This is a genomic window from Labrenzia sp. OB1 (assembly GCF_001624695.1).
Classification (GTDB): Bacteria; Pseudomonadota; Alphaproteobacteria; order Rhizobiales; family Stappiaceae; genus Roseibium.
In genome coordinates, this window is the sequence record NZ_JSEP01000015.1 from 40,077 (window position 1) to 59,663 (window position 19,587).

Genomic DNA, 19,587 nt, shown 5'->3' on the forward strand with positions numbered 1-19,587 from the left:
ATGAAACCAGGCCCTCTATACCAGCGCGACCGGGATTGGCATCCGCCGGCACTGACCCCGGATTACAAGACCAGCGTGTCGCGATCACCGCAATATTCGATGATCAGCCTTGAAACCGGCGTCGGCGAGATCACCGGGCCTGTCTTCGGGCACAACGATATCGACCCGGTCGACAAGGACCTTCTGAGCAATTACGCCAAGTCCGGTGAAAGCCCGATCGGCGAGCGCATCATCCTGCATGGCCGCGTTCTGGACGAGAACGCCAGACCGGTCCCCAACACACTGGTGGAGATCTGGCAGGCGAACGCGGGCGGCCGCTACCGGCACAAGAAGGACACTTACATCGCGCCGATCGACCCCAATTTCGGCGGTTGCGGCCGGACGCTGAGCGACGAGAACGGCTGTTATCATTTCCGGACCGTGAAGCCCGGCGCCTATCCCTGGCGCAACTGGATCAACAACTGGCGGCCCGCCCATATCCACATGTCGATCTTCGGCACCGCCTTCGCGCAAAGACTGATCACCCAGTGCTATTTCGAAGGCGACCCGCTGATCGACAAATGCCCGATCCTCAAGTCGATCCCCGACCCGCTGGCCATTGAGCAACTCGTTGCCCGGCTGGATCTGAATGCGACGATCCCGCTGGATACGATCGCCTACAAGTTCGACATCGTCGTGCGGGGCCGCAGGTCCACCATGTTCGAGAACCGTCCGGAGGGGAACTGACCATGCGCCAGGAACTGAATTATCTGAAAGAGACCCCGTCCCAGACAGCCGGTCCCTATGTGCATATCGGCCTGGCGCCTGGAGCCGCCGGTTTCGACATCTACCGGCAGGAACTCGGCTGGGATATCGCCGGTCCAAACGCCAAGGGAGAGCGTATCCGCGTCGAGGGCTGCGTCATCGACGGAATGGGCTCGCCGATCAAGGATGTGCTTCTGGAAGCCTGGCAGGCGAATGCGGACGGCATCTATGCCCATCCGGAACATGAAGGCGAAGTCGAGGAAGGCTTCCATGGCTGGGGCCGCGTGATCACCGATTTCGACACCGGCGAATGGGGTTTCGACACCGTCAAGCCCGGACCGGTGACCGCGCCGGACGGCAAGGTGATAGCGCCCCATATCAGCCTTTGGATCGTGGCTCGCGGCATCAATGTCGGCCTGCAGACCCGGGTCTATTTCGAGGATGAAGCGGAGACCAATGCCACGGACACGGTGCTCAACCTGATTGAGTGGGAACATCGGCGCCAGACGCTGATTGCCCGCAAGAGCGAACGCGACGGAAAACCGGTCTACCGCTTCGACATCAAGCTGCAGGGACAGGACGAAACCGTCTTCTTCGATATCTGAGGAAAGCGGACTGAACTCCACCATTACCTCCTTTATGAGCCCGTGACCTTGACCAGCCTTGCGGTCCTTCTCAGGATGAAGGAATAAGTGGGCGAGGAACAATCGGTTGCCGGCTTCGGGTCGCCAGGCCGATCTGACAAACAAGAGAATGACATGACCAAACCCTGCATCATCTGCGTTGCGATTACCGGCTCCGTGCCGAAAAAGGAAAACAATCCGGCGGTGCCGATTTCCGTCTCCGAGCAGGTGGAAAGTTCGCAGGAAGCCTTTGAAGCCGGCGCGTCCATCGTCCACGCCCATGTGCGCAACGACGACGAAACCCCGTCCTCGGACCCGGAAAAGTTCGCGCGGCTGAAAGAGGGCCTGGAAAAGCACTGTGCCGGCATGATCATCCAGTTCTCCACCGGCGGACGGTCTGGCGCGGGCCAGGCGCGGGGCGGCATGCTGCCGCTGCAACCGGACATGGCGTCGCTTTCCGTCGGGTCGAACAATTTTCCCACAAGGGTCTATGAAAACCCGCCGGATCTGGTCGACTGGCTCGCGAGCGAAATGCGCACAAACCATGTGAAGCCGGAGATCGAGGCCTTCGACCTCAGCCACATTCACCAGGCGGCCGCCATGAACAAGGACGGACGTATTCCCGGCAAACTCTATGTGCAGTTCGTCATGGGCGTGAAGAATGCCATGCCGGTCGACCGGGATGTGTTCGATTACTACATCAAGACCGTGGAACGCCTGGCTCCGGATGCCCAGTGGTGTGCCGCGGGAATCGGGCGGCATCAGTTGACGGTCAATGAGTGGAGCATAGCCTCGGGCGGTCACACACGCACCGGCCTGGAAGACAATGTCCGTCTCGACAAGGACAGACTGGCGCCATCCAATGCCGCTCTGGTGAAACGGGCAGCCGATCTTTGCGCGAAGTACGAAAGGCCTGTCGCTACATGGCAGCAGGCGCGCGAGATTCTCGAGCTTCCTCTCAAGGCCGCTTGACCCGCGTCTTTTCCTGGCTCTCAATGCAGGGCGATATTTAAGGTCACGGACCCCTAAATGCCTGTTTCCCTGTTTTCCAGTACGATCTATTCCGGTTTGTTCGCCGACGAGGACCTGCTGGAGCTTCTCGGCGACCGAAGTGACGTGGCTCATATGGTGCGCTTCGAGCGCGCACTCGCGAAGGTTCAGGGCAGGCTCGGGATCATTCCGCAAGACGCGGCACAGGCGATCGAAGACCGGCTGAAGGACGCGGACATCGATCCAGCGACGCTGAAAAGCGGCACGCAATCGGCAGGCGTTCCCGTTCCCGCCCTCGTTGCCGCGCTCAGAAAGACCGCCGGCGAGGAAGCCGGACAGTGGCTCCATTGGGGCGCCACCAGCCAGGATGTCATGGATAGCGCGGCGGCGCTGCAGAACCGGGCGGGCCTGAACATCCTGCAATCCCGTCTCGTCCGGCTGATCGACACGCTTGAGACGCAAAGTCAGCGGAACGCGGACCGGTTGCTGGCCGGGCGCACCCGCAGCCAGATCGCCACGCCGATCACCTTCGGTTACCGGATTGCCCAATGGGCACACCCGCTCATCGATGCCGAAAATGTCCTGCCTAGCCTGAACTCCTCCGTCCTGCGGGTGCAGTTCGGCGGCGCATCGGGGATCAACAGCGCGATTGCGCCGGACGGATCGGCCGTCAGCGCGGCATTGGCGGAAGAACTCGGACTTGAGGACAGTCCCTCCTGGCACGTCAACCGGACGCCGGTCCTGATGCTGGCCGGATGGTTGCTGCAGGTCTGCGCAGGGCTCGCCAAGATGGCCGGCGATCTCGTTCTCCTGGGGCGCAGTGACATAGCCGAAGTTTCGAGCGGTACGGGCGGAGGATCGTCCACGATGCCGCAAAAGGCCAACCCGGTTCAGGCGGAGACCATACAGGCCCTTCACCGGATCGCGATTGCCGCAAAGGCAGGTCTTGCAGCCGCCGCCGATCCGGTGGAGGAGCGCGACGGGGCCAAGTGGCCGCTTGAATGGATGTTCCTGCCGCAAATGCTGCTGGCCACCGGAACGGCACTGGGCCACGCCCAGGAACTGGCCGCGAGCCTGAAACCGCATGACGACACGCTTGATGCTTCCCTTGCAGCCAACCCGGAGATCATGGCGGAGGCAGCGAGTTTTCTGCTGGCCAGAAACGGCGTATCACGGGCGCAGGCGAAAGAGCTGGTGGCCGCCGCCGCCAGCGGCAGCGCTCCGTTTGCAGAAACCCTGGCCAAGAACAGCCCGGCCGGGATCGACTGGCGCAAGGCCCTCGACCCCCGGGAGGCAATCGCACCGGCCCGGGAGATGTCCGGCCGGATCTTCGCCCGGCGGCAAAGGTCAAACGGCTCCTGAAATTCCGTTTCCCGTAGTCCGCCGCGTCAGCCGCTCAGCACACGCGGCAGCCAGAGCGTGATGGCCGGAAAGCTTACCAGAAGCACCACGCGGATGATTTCCGCTCCGAAAAACGGCATGACGCCCTTGAAGGTCTCGATCATCGGCGTGTCGCGGGCGAGGGACGAGATCACGAAGACGTTCATGCCGACGGGCGGCGTGATCAGGCCGAGTTCGACCACAATCAGCGCCAGCACCCCGAACCAGATCTTCAGGTCCTCGGTGCTCATGCCGAAGCCGGCACCCTCCGCGCCCTGATAGATGCCGCCGTTGATGTCCACCAGCACCGGCCAGAAGAACGGGATCACCAGCAGGATCATGGACAGGCTGTCCATCAGGCAGCCAAGCACGATCAGGGCGACCAGAAGCACAATGAGCACGGTCATCGGCTCCAGTCCGGAACTGCCGATCCAAGCGGCTGTTTCCTGCGGCAGGCCGACACGGGACATGAAGATTTTCAGGAGTTCGGCGCCCAGAATGATCAGATAGATCATCCCCGACGTGGACGCCGTTTCCTTGAGCGCGGAAACAAAGTCCGGCCAGACGAGCTTGCGCTGCAAAAGTCCGAACAGCAACACCAGGAACACACCCACGGCAGCGGCGGGCGTCGGGTTGAAGAAACCCAGATAGATACCGCCGATCACCAGTCCGAAGATGATCAGCACCGGGATCATGCCCATTGTGGCTTGGATGAACTCGCGCCGGTCGGCGACACCGCCCTTGGGGCCGGCCTCCGGCCTGATCGCGACATAGATGGCAATGGTCAGCAGAAACAGGATGACCGCCAGCAGACCGGGCAGAAACGCCGCCATGAACATGGTGACGATGTTCGCCTCCACGATGATGGCATAGATGATGAGAACCACGGACGGCGGGATCAGAATGCCCAGGACGCCTCCGGCGGCCAGCGTACCCGTCGCCAGCGCGCCTGAATAATTGTAGCGCCGCAACTCCGGCAGGGCCACCTTGCCCATTGTCGAAGCGGTCGCCAGCGAGGAGCCGCAGACCGCGCCGAAACCGGCACAGCCCGCAATCGCCGCCATGGCCGTGCCGCCACGCAGCCAGCCGAGCCAGGCATTCGCGCCCCGGAACAGTGCCTGGCTCAATCCGGTCTTGGCCGCGATCGCGCCCATCAGCACGAACATCGGCACCACGGACAGGTCGTAGATGGAGAACTGACCATAAGCGAGGGTCTTCAACTGGCTGAGCACCAGGGTCGGACCGTTCAGCATCATGGTGCCGACACCGCCCACCAGTATCATCGCATAGGCAATCGGCATCCGGATCGCGATGAGCACGATCAGGACCGCAAGACCGCCCAACCCCAGGAGAAGCGCGTCCGCCATATTATTATTGTCCTTTCGACAGCACTTTCAGGTCGCGGGTCAGGGTAACGAAAGCCGCAAGCGCGAGCAGGGCAAGGGAGATCAGGATCGGTACGAAGGCCATCCAGTGAGGGATCTGGAGAATGGTCGTCGTGTAGTCGTAATTCTTCTGGTCGAGCATACCGAAATACATGCGCCAGATCAGCAGCACGGCAAAACCGAGCGCGACAAGCGATGCGAGCATCGTGAAGAAGGCGATGGTCCGCCTGGAAGCCCCGGAGGTGAAAATGTCGGCCGAGACATTGGCCCCGACAAGCTGGCAATAGGGCAAAAACGAAAACACCGCCACCGCAACGCCCATTTCCGTCAATTCGAAATCTCCCGGCACGGGAATGCCGAAAACCGAGCCGACAATCGACAAGGTGTTGGTCAGCACGACCACAAGCAAAAGGCCTCCGCCAAGAAGCGCCCAGACCGTGATAATGCGGGAAGCAGCCCCGGTGAAACCGGAGCTGCTGTGTTCAGGATCGGCTGTCATCAGTTGGAAGCATGGCTCGCGGCTGCAGCCTTTGCCTTTTCAACCAGACCCGCGCCGTCGATACCCTTGGAGGAAACTTCCTCGACCCAGCGGTCGGTGACCGGTGCAAGGGCCTCACGGAAGGCTTCGGTTTCCTCTTCCGACAGCGTGATGTGAGTGTTCCCGGCCTTGGTGGCGAGACCGATGCCGAAATCGTCGGCACCCGCCCAGATTTCACCGACCTTCTGGATCCATTCGTCACCCGATGCGTCGCGGAAGGCTTTCTGAATGTCTTCCGGCAGGCCATCCCAGCGTTCCTGGTTCATGGAAACCTGGAATACGGTGGTGCCGAAGCGTTCCTTGTCAGCGCCTTCGATCTGGAACTCGGTCTGCTCCTGGATCTTCAGCGGCGGAATGATTTCCCACGGAATGAAGGCTCCGTCGATAACGCCTTTCTGAAGCGCCGGCGGCAGTTCGGGAACCGGCATACCGACGGGAATTGCGCCAAGGGCTTCGATCACCCAGGCGCCGGTCCGGGTCGGAATTCGAATCTTCTTGCCGTCGAGATCCGCCGGTGAATGCACTTCGGTGTCGCGCATGTGGATCCCCTGCCCTGCATGAACATGCAGGAACATGACCTCGACGCCCTTGTAGTCGTCCTTAAGGTCACTTTCGTAGAGATCCTTCAGGGCCTTGTTGGTGGCGGCCGGATCATTTGTATGGATGCCGGGAAGCTCGAACACTTCGGAACGCGGGAAAAGACCCGGCGTGTAGCCGTTGACGGTCCAGACCAGGTCCACCACCCCGTCGCGCACCTGACTGATCAGCTCCGGAGGACGTCCGCCGAGCGTCATGGCGGGATAGATCTCGATGGCGACCTTGCCGCCGGAATTTTCCTCGACCTGCTTGGCCCACGGCACCAGCATCTGCGAATGGGCCGGTGCTTTTTCGCCAAGGAAATGGTGAAGTTTGAATTCGTATTCCGCCGCCGATGCGGCACTCGCGCCTGCGGCAAGCATGGCGGCTGCGAGAACCGCGTTCCTGATCTTGTTCATGTATCCTCCTCCGAGTGAATTCTCTATTGAGCACGGCAACCTGATATCAGGCTTACCCGTTAGCTCCCGGGCCTGATCGGCCTCCCCGGAAAACGCCTGTGAAAGCCTTTTCCGCACACGCCTCAAGCTTCATCTTCACTGACAAATTTTGCAATGTAAATTGAGATAATGGCCGGTATAGTTTCCAATTTCGGCAAGTAAATCTGGTTTCAAAAGACGTGCCCGAACCCAATTCCACGTGTCATTGCGCACCCCATGTGTCGCTCAGCCTGTAGCCAGACGGCCACGGGTCGTCAGGGTCGAGCATGTGCTGATGGACGCCGGTGATCCAGGCACGGCCGCTGATCTCCGGGACAATCCCTTTTTGGCCGCCGACACTCTGCTGCCTGAGAATGCGGCCCGTGAAACGCGAGCCAATGATTGAAACCGCTTCGAAAGTGTCACCGGGTTTCATTTTTCCTTTCGCTGCCAGAAGCGCCATGCGGGCGGAGACCGCGGTTCCGGTGGGAGACCGGTCCACCTTGCCGGGGCGGATCGCCACGGCGGAGCGTCCCGTCAATCCCTGCGCGGTCGCCGAAAGCGGGCCGCAAAAGGCACAGAAAGAGATGTGATTCCAGTCCGGAAGTTCCGGGTGCGAAAAGCCGATCTGCTCGTTTGCGGCACGCGTGATCCGGACCCCGAGACGGGCGATATCGGCGGCTTCGTCCTCCGTGATCGCGAAGCCGAGCGCCTTTGCGTCGATGACCGCGAAACTGTCGCCGCCATAGGCTGTATCGACCTTCAGGGTGCCGACACCTTCCACCTCGAGCGGCACATCCAGCTTGCCGGCGAAACTGGCGACATTCTGCACGAAGATGCGTTCCGCCTTGCCGTTACGGCATTCGGCGCGCACGCGCACGAGGCCGCCGGGGGCTTCCAGAACAAGCTCCGTCACCGGCTCGCGCATCGCCACGATACCGCTGTCGAGCAGCACGGTGGAGACGCAAATGGAATTCGAGCCGGACATCGGCGGCGTGTCTTCCGGTTCCATGATGATGAAAGCGGCATCGGCTTCGGGATGTTTCGGCGGCACCAGCAGATTGACATGACGGAAAACACCGCCGCGCGGTTCGTTCAGGACAAAATCCCGCAAGGTCCGGTCACGGGCAATGAAACTGCGCTGTTCCCACAAGGTCTCCCCCGGAGGCGGTGCAACACCGCCGACGATCACGTCACCCACCTCGCCCTCGGCATGGCAGGAAATCACGTGAATGGTTTTGCTGCTGCGCATGCCCTTGCCTCAAGCCACTTGAATACCTGTCCGGTAGGGGTCGGCAGGATCGAACAGAAGCTCGGCCTCGGAGGTCACAAATGCCCGCCCGGTGACAGTTGGAATGACACCGCCGTTCGGGCCGGGCCGATAGCGCAGCCGATAAGTGCTGCCGATAACGCTTTCCTGGACCCAGTCCTCGCCCGGCGCCAGCAGGCCATCTGCGGCCAGACCGGCCAGTTTCGCAGACGAGCCGGTGCCGCAGGGCGAGCGGTCATAGGAGCCGCCCGGACACAAAACAAAGTTGCGGCTGTCGTTGACCGGATCCTGCGGCGGGCCGAAGAGTTCGACATGATCGATCCAGGCGCCATCGGTGCCGGTGATCCCGTTCCCTTCCAGAGCGGCCCTGATGCGCAAGGTCAGGTCGGTCAGGGGCCGGGTGTTCTCCGCCTTGAGGGCGATCGGGCTGTCCTTGACCAGAAAGAACCAGTTGCCGCCCCAGGCGACGTCGCCCGTCACCGGGCCATGGCCTTCGACTTCCACCGTGACGTCCTTGTGCAGGCGGAGGCTTTCTATATTCACGACCGACACCGTGTTGGCGTCCAGAAGATCGGCTTCCACGACGCCGACCGGCGTTTCGAACTTGTGACGTCCCGGCTTGATCCTGCCCATATGTGCCAGTGTTACCGCCAGACCTATGGTGGCATGCCCGCACATGCCGAGGTTCTGCAGGGTGTTGAAATAGATCACCCCGGTGGCACAATCCTCGCAGGACGGCGGAACGAGCAGGGCGCCGATCATGGCCTCGTGGCCGCGCGGTTCCTGCACGACGGAGGCTCGAAAGCCAGCGTGGTTCTTGCCGAACCGCGCCGCCTTTTCGGCCAGCGACCCCGGCCCCAGATCGGGGCCGCCAGTAACGACGACGCGGGTGGGCTCGCCTTCGGTGTGACTGTCGATCACATGCATTCGGCGATCACTCCACCGTCGCGAATCCAGTCCGCGTACCATGTCCTGAACAGATCGTACTGCGCTTTCGCGTAGTTCCGTTGCGCATCCGTCAGCGCGTCGCTCTCAATGAAGTGCAGCCGGTACTCGTCCTCACCGTTGAGCACCATCAGATACTTGTAATAGAGCACCAGATCCGGGCCTTCGTCGAAACTCGACAGCACGGCGAGCGCCTCTTCCAGTTCCAGTGCCCTGCGGCGAGCTTCGGGATGGCCTTCGGCCGCCTTTCTGCAAAGCGCGACCAGATGAAGGACCTCGCGCGGCAGGGCATTGCCGATGCCGGTGATCGCGCCGGTGGCACCGCAATTGACAAAGCCGTGAAAGACCGCCGTGTCGACACCAACCATCAGCGTGACGTTATCGTCCCTCGAGGTGATGTTCTCCGCCGCGTAACGCAGATCGTCCGGACCGCCGAATTCCTTGAAGCCGACAAGGTTGGGATGGTTCTCGCGCAGTTCGAAGAAGAGATCGGCACGGGTGGCGAAACCGTAATAGGGGCTGTTGTAGATCACCGCCGGAAGCGCCGGCGCAGCGGCAAGGACCGCGCGGAAATGCTGTTTCTGGGCGCCGACCGAGCTGCCGCGCGACAAGACCCGTGGAATGACCATGAGGCCTCTGGCGCCGACCCTTGCCGCGTGGGCCGCGTGTTCGGCGGCGGCTTTCGTGTTCTGAGCACCTGTGCCGACAACCACCGGAACTCCGGCCTTCACCAGCCGTTCCACACCCTCCATGCGCTGCGCGTCGCTCAGCAGCGGCCAGTCGCCCATGGAGCCGCAATAAACCACTGCGGACATGCCGAGGCCGATCAGCTCCTGCCCCTTCCTCACCAGCGCGTCGAAGTCCGGCATCCGCTCGGCCGTGCAGGGCGTCATCAGGGCAGGCATGCAGCCGGTAAAGACAGTCGCGGACATTGGTTACTCCTTGAAAATCCGGGTCCCGATGCGTGCCCCCGCGGCGATTTCCGGGACCGGGAATTCTAACGCCTTACGGCACCGGAGAACGTTAGTCCATTTTATCGATTCATTGGAATACCTGTCCATGCGAAGCGGTGACCCATGCAGATTTTTCCCGGGTTGCCGGTCCAGTGGACGGTCTGTGTGTTCGCAGCCTCTTCGCCTCAGGAAAAACATACCTATATTGGCACGTTCCCGGACAAGTCTCTTGGCGCCTGTCCGCTTCGGTCAAGGAAACCGCATCCAGAAATGACAAAACTGAAAGCCATCAGCGACCTTCACCTCGCCAGTCCCGCCAACCGCGAAGCGCTGCATGAGTTGCCAGCCTTCAAGGAGGACTGGCTGATCGTTGCGGGCGATGTCGCGGAGCGGTTCGATCATATCCGGCTGGCTTTCGGGACACTTGCGGGCAAATTCGCGAAGGTCTTCTGGGTTCCGGGCAATCACGACCTGTGGTCCATTCCGGAACCGGGCGGCGAGCCCGCCCTGACCGGAGAGACGCGCTACCGCGCGCTTGTCGATTGCGCCCGCGACTACGGCATCGTCACGCCGGAAGATCCGTTCGAGACCTGGGACGGGCCCGGCGGGCCGCATGTCATCGCGCCGCTGTTCCTGCTTTATGATTACAGTTTCCGGCCTGACCACGTCGAGCGTCATGAAGTGGTCGACTGGGCCCGCGAGCAGGGCGCGGTCTGTGCGGATGAGCTCTACCTGAACCCCACCCCCTGGAACAGCCGCGACGACTGGTGTTCAAACCGCTGCGACGAGGCCGAACAGCGGCTGGGGGATATTCCCGATGGCGCCGCGACGATCCTGGTCAATCACTATCCCTTGCGCAGCGACCTGATCCATATTCCACGCGCGCCACGCTTCACGCCCTGGTGCGGTACCCGACGGACGGAGGACTGGCACCGGCGTTTCAACGCCAAAGTCGTTGTTTCCGGGCACTTGCACACGCGCCGCACCGACTGGCGCGACGGCTCGCGTTTCGAGGAAGTGTCTCTCGGCTATCCGCGCCAGTGGGACCAGAGCAAGGGCATGGCGTCCTATCTTCGCGATATCCTGCCGGAATAACGCCTGCCGCTTCAGACGCCCACGCCGTGAAGATAGTCCAGCGGCGCGGCCATCGCGTCGATGGTCAGCCGGGCAGGCTCCGGGTGGTTGATGGCGAGCGCCATCAGGTGTTCCGGACCGGGAGCATAGCGTTCGAAATGCCATTTCGCCGGGTCGTCGGCGAGCCGGTCCTCGAAATCGATCCGCAAGGTGTCCAGATCGAAGGAAAACGCATCCAGCGGCTGAGACAAGCCCTTGCCGATCGCCTTCACATAGGCTTCCTTGAGCGTCCAGAAGGACAGGAACGTCTCGAGTTTGCGGGCTTGCGGCACCGCGGCAAGTGTCCTGCATTCGCGGGCGGCGAAAACGCGTTTCGCCAGTTTGTCCGTCTCCGCATTGCGCTGCAGCCATTCCACGTCGACGCCGATGTCGTGATCCACAGTCAGCGCGACGGCGGCCAGGCCACGGGTATGGGAGATGTTCACCCTCATCCGGGGACCGTCCGCAGGACTGATCAGCTCCGGCTTGCCGTGATCCTCGACGGAGAACCGCCAGCTTCGCGGATCTCCGCCCAAGCAGTAGCTTAGAAGTCCGCGGCAAGTGGCATGGGCGGCGATATAGACCTGCCTGTCGCGGTCGAAATGAAACCGCTCCGAGCGGATATGTTCCTCATCGCTGATGACCGCTTCCAGGGTTTCCCAGTCGCTGTCGGCGATCCGGTCGAGAAAAATCCACCACAAGGCGACGCGATCCGGCGTCATTATCGTCCCGCCGTCCGTGACCGGTCCGTGCACCAGGAACCCTTGCTTGGCCGGCTTTTCCTCCAGCTTCATCCGCTCGCCTTCACCTTCCGCATCTGTCGCCAAGGTTTAGCGCTTATCGGGCCAGGGCTGTAGCCTGAAATTTTCCGATGACGACGGGTTGGGGAAAAAGGACATCAGGAGCGGCTCGAAATCGGGTGATTCAGCTGGAATTGCCGACCTCGCCTGCGAGTGCGAAACGGGAGATGCCCCGCCCTTCCATGAGCCTGTCCGTCACGGCGGCGGACAGCCAGATCCCCGACAGGGTGATCCAGGCCGTCAGGGCGAAGATCGAAGCGCCGGTGATGCCGGCCCCGACCGCACAGCCACCCGCCAACATGCCGCCGAACCCCATCAGTGAGGCTCCGGTGAGATAACGGGCCATCGACTTTCCGCCTTCAAAGCCCTGCAGCACCAGCTCACGCGTCAGGAGGGCTGCCAGGAACGAGCCGAGGAACACCCCGGGAACCAGGCCGATATCGAAATCGAGCAGGTCTCCCGGTGGAGACAGGACGAGCATCAGCGTATCGGCGGACGGGCCGGTGAAGGTCACCCCTTCCACCTGGACCGGGTCGAAGGCCTGGCGGGCCATGGTCGAGGTGAACCACCAGGCTAGCGGTATCGCCAGACCCGCACCGCAGGCGGCGACAAGCTGCCAGGTGGACTTGCGGGCTTTCCAGGCAAAAACCAGACCGGCGAAGAACCAGAGTGATGCGAAGGCAAGGGTGACGCCCTGTGTCAGGCCGAGCTGGGCGGTCAGATCGTTACCGCCGATATCGACCGTCGTCCAGAGCCCGGCGAACCATTCCCTGACGGGTTTGAGGATGCCACGCAGGCTGGCCTGGGCGACGACGGCGAAGACCAGTCCCGACAATAGCGCGCGCAGGTTTCCGGTTGCCGACAGGACGAGCAGGCGGCTGGCGCAGCCGCGCGCCAGAACCATCCCGGTGCCGAACATCAATCCACCGAGCGAAGCGCCCGACAGACTTTGCGGCGAAGCCAGCTGACGGGCTTCGCTCGCCTGCACCTCACCGAAGTGCATCAGGACCTGTGTCGCAATGAGAGCGGAGGAAAAAGCGAGCAGCCAGACCGGCAGGCGGTCGGACGGCGTGCCGCGGGAAAACTCCAGAGCGGCAGCGCGGAGGCAAAACCGGCTTTGCTGCGCGAACGCGCCGAAGGCAACGCCGACAATCAGACCGCCAAGCGCCAGAAGCCACGCTTCCGGGATCCGGTCCAGAAGATACGTCAAATCCATCTCGGCCTCCCGGGTCCATGTCCGAGCCGGTTTTCATTTGTCCCGATCTGGACTTTTCGTTCGCCACCTGCCTTGACCTGCCTCAAGGACATATAGAAAAATTCATAAATATGAATGTTTCAGGGTGCATCCACGATCAGCGGCGTTCAAACAAGAAAGGCCGCGCAAGTTGCGCGGCCCTTTCTTTTCAGTCTGCGTCATCGGCGTCTACTGATGCGGAAACCCTGCCTTGGCGGTTCCGTTCCAGTCGCCCTGGAACTGCAACACAGGAAGGGCGCGGGCGTCCGAACTCGCGTTTATCCTGGCATTGGCGATGTTCTGCTGACGGGCCGTCAGGCGCTCCTCGCCATTGTAGCTGCCTTCGACCGGCAGGATCAGCAGTCTGTTGCCAGCAGCATCCTGCAAGGCTTTTTGGTTGAACCCGCTCTGCTGGCGCGGGGAAAGTGGCTTGTCACCGGTGAGATCGCCGATCAGATCGTTCGGGTCGGCATGAGCACTGCCGATCGCAAGGGAAGAAATCATGGCGGTGGCCAGAAGAGAGAACAGGGTTTTCCGGTTCGTACGCATTTCCAATCTCCTTAAAGTGTTTTGAGACCGGGATCAGGATCCCGGACGGCGGAGCCTGCTTTCCGACGTGTGCCGGGATGCGCCTTCTCCGCTTCTATCGAGATTGGGTTTCATGCCGATCACTACAAATAACATCCAGTTAATCGGCCCGTCATTCAGGCAATTTCACTTCACCAACCGCTCACGTTTACTTGTCACTGCTGTTTCTTCTGCCTTTTATTCCGGGCGCCACTCAACTGCCCGTGCGGCGACGCATGTGCTTTGATGCAGCCCGGCAGCGGCGGTTCCCGTTTGACTATTGCCCCGGTCCCGGGACATATAGATAAATTCAAAAGTTTGAATATGTGGAGGAAACAATGTCCGGTCTGAAGCGTGTTGAAATGTCGAGGCGGGAGATCTTGCTGGGCGGTGTCGCCCTGGCCGCGACAGGGATCGCCGGTCAGGGCCGGGCGTTTGCCGAGGCAAACCTGAGCGTCGGCAATCACGAGATCACGGTCTTTTCCGACGGCCATCTTTCCCTGCCGATGGGGTTCATTCTGCCGGAGCAGAGTGAAGAGGAAATTTCGGCTCTGCTCGCGCCCCACGGCATGGCGACAGACCTGCTGACGCCTGACTGCAACATCACGCTGCTGCGCAGCGGCGACCGTCTCGCCCTGTTCGACGTCGGCGCCGGACCGAATTTCCAGCCCACCGCCGGTGAGCTTCTGTCCAAACTGGAAAACGCAGGTATCGATCCGTCGGACATCACCGACGTGATCCTGACTCATGCGCACCCGGATCACCTGTGGGGCATTCTGGACGATTTCGACGACCCGCTTTATCCGCAGGCGAATATCCACGTGCCGCAGGGCGAATGGGATTTCTGGCGCGCGGACGATACGCTGGCGAACATGCCCGATGAGCGGAAAAGCTTCGTGGTCGGCGCCCAGTCCCGGCTCGAGGCCATCGAAGACCAGGTTACCATGATCGCTCCGGGGGAGGAGGTGCTGCCGGGCGTCGAGGCGGTCGGCAGCCACGGACACACGCCCGGTCACATGTCCTACATGATCCATGGCGGGTCGCAGAGCGTCTTCGTCGTCGGTGACGCCATTTCAAATGCCGTGATTTCCTTTGAAAAACCGGAGTGGGCATCCGGCACCGACCAGGACCGGGATAAGGGGATCGCCACGCGCAAGATGCTTCTCGACCGGCTCGCGCTCGATCAGTCGCGGGTTATCGGCTTCCACTTTCCGCATCCGGGCGAAGGCCGGGTGGAAAAAGCCGCGCAGGGCTTCAGGTTCGTCAAGGGGTAACGCGGACAGCCGGCTATTCGGCCGGCGAGCGCCGCGTGTCATCGCCATAGCGCCGGAAAACGGCAAGGACCGAGCCTTCGAACAGCCAGGCCAGGCCCAGCCTTGCGCCAAAGGCCATCGACAGCATGACAACCGGGGCGGAGATGGCCAGGGATGAAAAGCCGGTTATGCCCTGCCCGACCGTGCAGCCCATGGCCATGACACCGCCGATACCCATCAGCGTGCCGCCCAGCAGGTGGCGCCCGAGTTCCCTGGCATCGTCACAGGCCTCCCAGCGGATATCCCGCTTCCACACGGCCGCGAAGACCGCACCGAGAAACGTTCCGACAATCAGACCGACCCCATAGTCCGGCCAGGTTCCGGTGTAGGTGATGAACTGCAAAATGGTATCGCCTACCGGCACCACGAAGGACCCTGCCTCGATCTGGATCGGGTCGAAGGAATGGGCGGCGGTGAAGGTCGTCGCCCACCAGCCGAATGCAATCACCGCACCGATGACGACCGCCGATGCGACCTTTCCGAACTCGCGCCGGTAGGACGCCGACCTGAAGATCCATGCCAGACCGGCAAAAGCCATGAGCGCAGCGACAGCCTCCTGCAGGCGCAGCCCGGTCAGCGCCGACAGGATATCGCCGATGGACTGGCTTCCGGCCCAGTCGAAGGAATACGCAAGGTCATCCACCAGCGGCACGCGCAGGACTGCCAGAATGCCGCGCTGCGCGGCGAGCGCCGACAGACCGATCACGGTCAGAACCACGAGCGCCCTCAGGCTGCCTCCACCGAGGCGCAGAACCGCACCGAAACCGCAGGTTCCGACAAGAGCCATGCCGATCCCGAACAGGACGCCGCCGGCAATGGCGCCGCTCCAGGCAAATTCGGAGGACAGGTAAAAGGATGCTGCCGGGTCGGCCAGACCGAAGGCCGCGAGCAACTGCGTGCCGATTAGGGCGCAAACGGCAGCCAGCACCCAGGTGCGCAAGCCGCTGCTGTCGCCGGCGTACCAGTGGCGTTCGAGCGACGACAGGGTGCAGAAGTGGGTCGCCCGCGCGGCGAAACCCAGGACGCACCCGGCAAGAACACCAAGGATCGGCGTCAGCAACACCGGGTCCGGAATAAACATGTTCCTGTTCCCCTCCTTGCCCTTTCGGACATCCTCCCAGAGCAGGCTACGGTTATTGCCTGCGGACGCCGTTTCTTGCGAACGATCGCCTGAATTTGATCTCTCCTGCATACACGAGCACGCAGGAAAACAGTTTGATCCAGCACATTCCGGCCGCTTTGGAATGAAAACGGTCCGACTTCGCCGATTTATCGAAGGGTATCAGGCAGTGTCTGACGCAGCAATCAAAGCGCTTGCTGCACTGCGATCCCGCGTCATTTCCCGCCAGCGCGGGCGTCTCTGCAGAACAGATCGTAGAGACTTCCGATGATCGAGCTCACCTCGTCATCCACAAGACTGTAATAGATCATGCGGCCGTCGCGGCGGGACTGCACGAGCCCTTCCAGCCGCAGCCTTGCCAATTGCTGGGAGACCGCGGCCTGCGGCATGGTCAGGATTTCCTCAAGCTCGGAAACCGACTTTTCGCCTTCGGACAACAGACACAGAATGACCAGCCGCACTTCGTGGGACAGCGCTTTCAGGAGGTCGCTGGCCTTTCTCGCCTGCATCATCAGCAGTTCGAGATCCTCCGCAGCCATGTCCTTGTTGAAGACCGGTAGGTTCATGAAAGTCTGAAATCTCCGTCCAGTTACGCCTTGCGCTGCGTAAAACTCTTAGTACCCGGATTACGAACCGGTGTCACCGGGCCGATCAACATTGTCAATTGATCTTTTCAGGCAGCTTTTCAAGCATGCCGGCCAGCAGCGGCCAGAAAAAGTGCTCACCGGGATAACCGCGCAACCGGTCGATCTCGACCCCGTTCTCGATGAGTACGAAAGTGGGTGTCAGCCGTTCGCGCGCGATTCCGGACAGGTCCTCCGGCCAGGTGTCGGTGATGTCGACCCGGCGCAGGGGCGCGCGCCGGCCTTCCTCCGTCTTTGGATAGGCGACGCCGATTTCCTCGTTCCAGCGCTTGCACCAGACGCAACCCGGCTGTTCCAGCATGATCAGTTCCGCCGCGCCGGCCGGCAACGACCAGACAAGGACGATGAAAACGGCCCGGGCAAGCGCGCCAAACCGCAGCGCAATCGACATTCTGAACTCTCCTGCATTTCTTTGATTGCAATATATATGAATTTTTGAATACTTTAAAGTAAAACAGCTTCAGAGCTTCGCCGGGAGGACAGGAATGCTCGATGTCTCGCTGGGAGCCGCCTTTCTCGCAGGGCTGCTCTCGTTCATTTCACCGTGCGTGCTGCCGATCGTGCCGCCCTACCTGTGCTATCTGGCCGGGGTGAGCGTCGACGAGTTGAAAGGCGAAGCCGCGACGGCGGAAACCGGGCGTCGGGTGATTCTGGCAGCCGTCGCATTCGTGCTCGGGTTCTCGGCAGTCTTCGTCGCGCTTGGCGCCACGGCAAGCGTCGTCGGCCAGTCGATCGCCCGCTATTACGACGTTCTTTCCTATGTGGCGGGCGGCATCATCATCGTCATGGGCCTGCATTTTCTCGGCGTCTTCCGGATCGGGCTGCTGTTCCGTGAAGCGCGGATCCAGGTGGAGCGCAAACCGGCCGGGCTGATCGGCGCTTTCGTCATGGGCCTTGCCTTCGCCTTCGGCTGGACGCCCTGTGTCGGTCCTGTGCTGGCCGCCATCCTGTTTGTCGCCGGTTCCTCCGACACGACGTGGCACGGGGCGGCGCTGCTGGCGGTCTATGCCCTCGGTATCGGCCTGCCGTTCATACTGGCCGCCGCCTTCGCCAGCCGCTTTCTGCGGCTCGCCGGACGGTTTCGCAAACACATGGGCACAGTGGAAAAGGTGATGGGCGGTCTTCTGGTCCTGACCGGCCTCTTGTTCATTACCGGCCAGATGTCGGCCATCGCCTTCTGGCTTCTTGAAACCTTTCCGGTTTTTTCACAAATCGGCTGAGTGCACCTGGGAGGATAGGAACATGCGCTTCTGGAAACATCTGGTCCTGGCGATCGAGCTGACGGCGGCACTGGGAACGACGGCCCTCGCCGCGACGATGGGCGAGGACGGGCTGCACAAGCAACCCTGGTTCACGATGACCTTCCGCGACATCGCAGAAGACATCGAGACCGCTGCCGGCGACGGCAAGCGCCTGGCGATCGTCTTCGAGCAGAGAGGCTGCATCTATTGCCGCCAGATGCACGAGAAGATCCTCTCCGACCCGGAAGTGACCGACTACATCAAAGAGAATTTCATGGTCGTCCAGTACAATATGTTCGGCGACGAGGAAGTGGTCGATCTGGATGGCGAGGAACTGACGGAAAAGACCGCGGCGCGCAAATGGGGCTATGTGTTCACGCCCACAATCGTCTTCCTTCCGGAGACCGCTCCGGACGAAGGCACCGTGCAGGATGCCGCTGTCGCGACCATGCCGGGGGCGTTTGGAAAGTGGACTTTCCTGAACATGTTCCTCTGGGTCCGGGAGAAGGGCTATGAGGGCGACGAGCACTTTCAGAAGTATCACGCCCGCATAATCAATGAGTTGCGCGAGCAGGGCCGCCTCGGCGCGGAGTGACGCCGACATAAAAAGGCACTTGATCAGGCTTAGTAAAAAGGCCTATTGCATAATATATGCAAAAAATCATATCTTTTAATGTGAGGAGGACGGGCGGACCGGTTACCGGGTCTGCCCAAGAGACGGCGGCAGCCGTTTCGCACTGAGGAGGAAAGCCGACATCATGAGGACAGGCGCGAGACTTACAAGCTTGCCGGCATTACTGGCCGGTCTGACCGTCATGGCCGCATCGGTGGCGACCGCCGGAACCGTGGCTCCGGACAGCGTTCCCATCGAGGACATGGAGCTGACGCAGACACTCACCGACAACAAGGGCAACCCGGCTGCCGGGCGCGAGGCATTCGCCGACCGCAAGAAAGGCAATTGCCTGGCCTGCCATGCCAATGCGGACCTTGAGGAACAGCTCTTTCACGGAGAGGTCGGACCGGAGCTTGACGGCGTCGCCGACCGCTGGAGCGAAGAACAGCTGCGCGCCATCGTCGTGAACAGCAAGGACGTTTTCGGCGAACAGACAATTATGCCCGGCTTCTACACGCTGAAAGTCGGCGTGAATGTTGCCGAGGAAAACGCCGGCCAGACCATTCTGACCGCTCAGGAGGTAGAGGACGTCGTCGCCTATCTCATGACACTCAAGGACAACTGATCTCGAGACTCAGGGAGCAAGAGATGACTTTTACTCGACGCCAAGTCTTCGGCCTGACGGCAGGTGCTGCCGCCTTCGTGGCCGTTGCCCCGCGGATTTCATTCGCGGCGACAGATGATACCGAAGCCGCCATCAAGGCCTTTACCGGCGGTGCAGAGCCGGCGACGGGGACCGTAACCCTCGATACGCCGGAAATTGCCGAGAACGGCAACACCGTGCCGGTCGGCGTTTCGGTGGAAAGCCCGATGACGGCCGACAACTACGTGGAATCGGTTCTGATCCTGGCGGAAGGCAACCCCAGCCCGGCGGTCGCGACCTTCCACTTCACCGCGATGAGTGGTGCTGCGGAAGCCAAGACGCGAATCCGGCTGGCCAAGACCCAGAACGTGATTGCCGTGGCCAAGATGAATGATGGTTCCACCTTCATCGACCGCAAGGAAGTCAAGGTCACCATCGGCGGCTGCGGCGGCTGAGCG

Annotated in this window: 22 protein-coding genes; 10 read left to right on the forward strand and 12 right to left on the reverse strand. The window is 61.6% G+C overall.

Annotated features, from left to right (window positions below):
- From pcaH to OA90_RS18650, 4 genes are all read left to right on the forward strand, one after another.
- Positions 1-726, forward strand: a complete 726-nt coding sequence (gene pcaH, locus OA90_RS18635) for a protocatechuate 3,4-dioxygenase subunit beta (RefSeq protein WP_068415547.1) — start codon at positions 1-3, stop codon at positions 724-726.
- Positions 727-728: 2 nt separating this feature from the next.
- A complete protein-coding gene (gene pcaG, locus OA90_RS18640; protein ID WP_068415550.1) occupies positions 729-1,349 on the forward strand; it encodes a protocatechuate 3,4-dioxygenase subunit alpha in 621 nt (206 codons plus the stop codon).
- A 153-nt stretch (positions 1,350-1,502) separates the two neighbouring features.
- On the forward strand, positions 1,503-2,339 hold the full coding sequence (locus tag OA90_RS18645) for a 3-keto-5-aminohexanoate cleavage protein (protein WP_068415817.1): 837 nt from the start codon (positions 1,503-1,505) through the stop codon (positions 2,337-2,339).
- A gap of 57 nt (positions 2,340-2,396) precedes the next feature.
- Positions 2,397-3,719 (forward strand): lyase family protein, encoded by a 1,323-nt coding sequence (locus tag OA90_RS18650; protein ID WP_068415555.1) that lies wholly within the window; start codon positions 2,397-2,399, stop codon positions 3,717-3,719.
- A 26-nt stretch (positions 3,720-3,745) separates the two neighbouring features.
- On the opposite strand, the gene OA90_RS18655 is transcribed toward OA90_RS18650, so the two are convergent.
- From OA90_RS18655 to OA90_RS18680, 6 genes are all read right to left on the reverse strand, one after another.
- Positions 3,746-5,104: a TRAP transporter large permease gene (locus OA90_RS18655; protein WP_068415557.1), complete on the reverse strand. Its 1,359-nt coding sequence runs from the start codon at positions 5,102-5,104 to the stop codon at positions 3,746-3,748.
- A 4-nt stretch (positions 5,105-5,108) separates the two neighbouring features.
- Complete coding sequence (locus OA90_RS18660; protein ID WP_068415560.1) at positions 5,109-5,621, reverse strand: TRAP transporter small permease; 513 nt, start codon at positions 5,619-5,621, stop codon at positions 5,109-5,111.
- On the reverse strand, positions 5,621-6,655 hold the full coding sequence (locus tag OA90_RS18665) for a TRAP transporter substrate-binding protein (protein ID WP_068415563.1): 1,035 nt from the start codon (positions 6,653-6,655) through the stop codon (positions 5,621-5,623). The genes OA90_RS18660 and OA90_RS18665 overlap by 1 nt, the downstream gene beginning before the upstream one ends.
- Before the next feature lie 241 nt (positions 6,656-6,896).
- On the reverse strand, positions 6,897-7,925 hold the full coding sequence (locus OA90_RS18670) for a proline racemase family protein (protein ID WP_068415566.1): 1,029 nt from the start codon (positions 7,923-7,925) through the stop codon (positions 6,897-6,899).
- A gap of 9 nt (positions 7,926-7,934) precedes the next feature.
- Positions 7,935-8,870, reverse strand: a complete 936-nt coding sequence (locus tag OA90_RS18675; RefSeq protein ID WP_068415574.1) for a proline racemase family protein — start codon at positions 8,868-8,870, stop codon at positions 7,935-7,937.
- Positions 8,861-9,820 carry a dihydrodipicolinate synthase family protein gene (locus tag OA90_RS18680; RefSeq protein WP_068415577.1) on the reverse strand — a complete coding sequence of 320 codons (960 nt, stop codon included), beginning with the start codon at positions 9,818-9,820 and terminating at the stop codon, positions 8,861-8,863. The genes OA90_RS18675 and OA90_RS18680 overlap by 10 nt, the downstream gene beginning before the upstream one ends.
- 291 nt (positions 9,821-10,111) lie before the next feature.
- On the opposite strand from OA90_RS18680, the gene OA90_RS18685 reads away from it, so the two are divergent.
- Positions 10,112-10,936 (forward strand): metallophosphoesterase, encoded by an 825-nt coding sequence (locus OA90_RS18685; RefSeq protein WP_068415820.1) that lies wholly within the window; start codon positions 10,112-10,114, stop codon positions 10,934-10,936.
- An 11-nt stretch (positions 10,937-10,947) separates the two neighbouring features.
- On the opposite strand, the gene OA90_RS18690 is transcribed toward OA90_RS18685, so the two are convergent.
- From OA90_RS18690 to OA90_RS18700, 3 genes are all read right to left on the reverse strand, one after another.
- Complete coding sequence (locus tag OA90_RS18690; protein WP_156510563.1) at positions 10,948-11,781, reverse strand: 4'-phosphopantetheinyl transferase superfamily protein; 834 nt, start codon at positions 11,779-11,781, stop codon at positions 10,948-10,950.
- Positions 11,782-11,878: 97 nt separating this feature from the next.
- Entirely contained in the window at positions 11,879-12,970 is a 1,092-nt protein-coding gene (locus tag OA90_RS18695; protein WP_068415580.1) for a YeeE/YedE family protein, read from the reverse strand.
- Positions 12,971-13,177: 207 nt separating this feature from the next.
- Positions 13,178-13,537 carry a hypothetical protein gene (locus OA90_RS18700; RefSeq protein WP_068415585.1) on the reverse strand — a complete coding sequence of 120 codons (360 nt, stop codon included), beginning with the start codon at positions 13,535-13,537 and terminating at the stop codon, positions 13,178-13,180.
- A gap of 356 nt (positions 13,538-13,893) precedes the next feature.
- Here OA90_RS18700 and OA90_RS18705 point away from each other — a divergent pair, with 356 nt between their 5' ends.
- A complete protein-coding gene (locus tag OA90_RS18705; RefSeq protein WP_068415590.1) occupies positions 13,894-14,829 on the forward strand; it encodes an MBL fold metallo-hydrolase in 936 nt (311 codons plus the stop codon).
- 13 nt (positions 14,830-14,842) lie between these two features.
- On the opposite strand, the gene OA90_RS18710 is transcribed toward OA90_RS18705, so the two are convergent.
- The 3 genes from OA90_RS18710 to OA90_RS18720 form a co-directional block, all read right to left on the reverse strand.
- A complete protein-coding gene (locus OA90_RS18710; RefSeq protein ID WP_068415593.1) occupies positions 14,843-15,949 on the reverse strand; it encodes a YeeE/YedE family protein in 1,107 nt (368 codons plus the stop codon).
- Between the two features lie 254 nt (positions 15,950-16,203).
- Positions 16,204-16,554: a metalloregulator ArsR/SmtB family transcription factor gene (locus OA90_RS18715; protein ID WP_068415595.1), complete on the reverse strand. Its 351-nt coding sequence runs from the start codon at positions 16,552-16,554 to the stop codon at positions 16,204-16,206.
- Between the two features lie 94 nt (positions 16,555-16,648).
- The gene (locus OA90_RS18720; RefSeq protein ID WP_068415598.1) at positions 16,649-17,023 is read right to left on the reverse strand and encodes a transcriptional regulator; all 375 of its coding nucleotides are present in this window, start codon (positions 17,021-17,023) and stop codon (positions 16,649-16,651) included.
- Between the two features lie 94 nt (positions 17,024-17,117).
- Between OA90_RS18720 and OA90_RS18725 the strand changes: the two genes are divergently transcribed.
- The 4 genes from OA90_RS18725 (at position 17,118) to soxY (ending at position 19,584) form a co-directional block, all read left to right on the forward strand.
- A complete protein-coding gene (locus tag OA90_RS18725; RefSeq protein ID WP_068415600.1) occupies positions 17,118-17,852 on the forward strand; it encodes a cytochrome c biogenesis protein CcdA in 735 nt (244 codons plus the stop codon).
- Between the two features lie 22 nt (positions 17,853-17,874).
- Positions 17,875-18,468 carry a thioredoxin family protein gene (locus tag OA90_RS18730; protein ID WP_068415602.1) on the forward strand — a complete coding sequence of 198 codons (594 nt, stop codon included), beginning with the start codon at positions 17,875-17,877 and terminating at the stop codon, positions 18,466-18,468.
- Between the two features lie 163 nt (positions 18,469-18,631).
- Positions 18,632-19,111 carry a sulfur oxidation c-type cytochrome SoxX gene (soxX, locus tag OA90_RS18735; RefSeq protein ID WP_068415608.1) on the forward strand — a complete coding sequence of 160 codons (480 nt, stop codon included), beginning with the start codon at positions 18,632-18,634 and terminating at the stop codon, positions 19,109-19,111.
- A gap of 23 nt (positions 19,112-19,134) precedes the next feature.
- Positions 19,135-19,584 carry a thiosulfate oxidation carrier protein SoxY gene (soxY, locus tag OA90_RS18740; protein WP_068415611.1) on the forward strand — a complete coding sequence of 150 codons (450 nt, stop codon included), beginning with the start codon at positions 19,135-19,137 and terminating at the stop codon, positions 19,582-19,584.
- Positions 19,585-19,587 lie beyond the last annotated feature (3 nt).

Bases quoted from the DNA above. Each gene is read 5' to 3' on its own strand.
- OA90_RS18675 (WP_068415574.1), bottom strand. From the start codon at position 8,870: ATGCATGTGATCGACAGTCACACCGAAGGCGAGCCCACCCGCGTCGTC.
- OA90_RS18685 (WP_068415820.1), top strand. From the start codon at position 10,112: ATGACAAAACTGAAAGCCATCAGCGACCTTCACCTCGCCAGTCCCGCC.
- OA90_RS18645 (WP_068415817.1), top strand. From the start codon at position 1,503: ATGACCAAACCCTGCATCATCTGCGTTGCGATTACCGGCTCCGTGCCG.
- pcaH (WP_068415547.1), top strand. From the start codon at position 1: ATGAAACCAGGCCCTCTATACCAGCGCGACCGGGATTGGCATCCGCCG.
- OA90_RS18700 (WP_068415585.1), bottom strand. From the start codon at position 13,537: ATGCGTACGAACCGGAAAACCCTGTTCTCTCTTCTGGCCACCGCCATG.
- OA90_RS18720 (WP_068415598.1), bottom strand. From the start codon at position 17,023: ATGTCGATTGCGCTGCGGTTTGGCGCGCTTGCCCGGGCCGTTTTCATC.
- OA90_RS18715 (WP_068415595.1), bottom strand. From the start codon at position 16,554: ATGAACCTACCGGTCTTCAACAAGGACATGGCTGCGGAGGATCTCGAA.
- OA90_RS18705 (WP_068415590.1), top strand. From the start codon at position 13,894: ATGTCCGGTCTGAAGCGTGTTGAAATGTCGAGGCGGGAGATCTTGCTG.
- pcaG (WP_068415550.1), top strand. From the start codon at position 729: ATGCGCCAGGAACTGAATTATCTGAAAGAGACCCCGTCCCAGACAGCC.
- OA90_RS18695 (WP_068415580.1), bottom strand. From the start codon at position 12,970: ATGGATTTGACGTATCTTCTGGACCGGATCCCGGAAGCGTGGCTTCTG.
- OA90_RS18670 (WP_068415566.1), bottom strand. From the start codon at position 7,925: ATGCGCAGCAGCAAAACCATTCACGTGATTTCCTGCCATGCCGAGGGC.
- OA90_RS18650 (WP_068415555.1), top strand. From the start codon at position 2,397: ATGCCTGTTTCCCTGTTTTCCAGTACGATCTATTCCGGTTTGTTCGCC.
- soxX (WP_068415608.1), top strand. From the start codon at position 18,632: ATGAGGACAGGCGCGAGACTTACAAGCTTGCCGGCATTACTGGCCGGT.
- OA90_RS18680 (WP_068415577.1), bottom strand. From the start codon at position 9,820: ATGTCCGCGACTGTCTTTACCGGCTGCATGCCTGCCCTGATGACGCCC.
- OA90_RS18730 (WP_068415602.1), top strand. From the start codon at position 17,875: ATGCGCTTCTGGAAACATCTGGTCCTGGCGATCGAGCTGACGGCGGCA.
- OA90_RS18725 (WP_068415600.1), top strand. From the start codon at position 17,118: ATGCTCGATGTCTCGCTGGGAGCCGCCTTTCTCGCAGGGCTGCTCTCG.
- OA90_RS18660 (WP_068415560.1), bottom strand. From the start codon at position 5,621: ATGACAGCCGATCCTGAACACAGCAGCTCCGGTTTCACCGGGGCTGCT.
- soxY (WP_068415611.1), top strand. From the start codon at position 19,135: ATGACTTTTACTCGACGCCAAGTCTTCGGCCTGACGGCAGGTGCTGCC.
- OA90_RS18665 (WP_068415563.1), bottom strand. From the start codon at position 6,655: ATGAACAAGATCAGGAACGCGGTTCTCGCAGCCGCCATGCTTGCCGCA.
- OA90_RS18710 (WP_068415593.1), bottom strand. From the start codon at position 15,949: ATGTTTATTCCGGACCCGGTGTTGCTGACGCCGATCCTTGGTGTTCTT.
- OA90_RS18655 (WP_068415557.1), bottom strand. From the start codon at position 5,104: ATGGCGGACGCGCTTCTCCTGGGGTTGGGCGGTCTTGCGGTCCTGATC.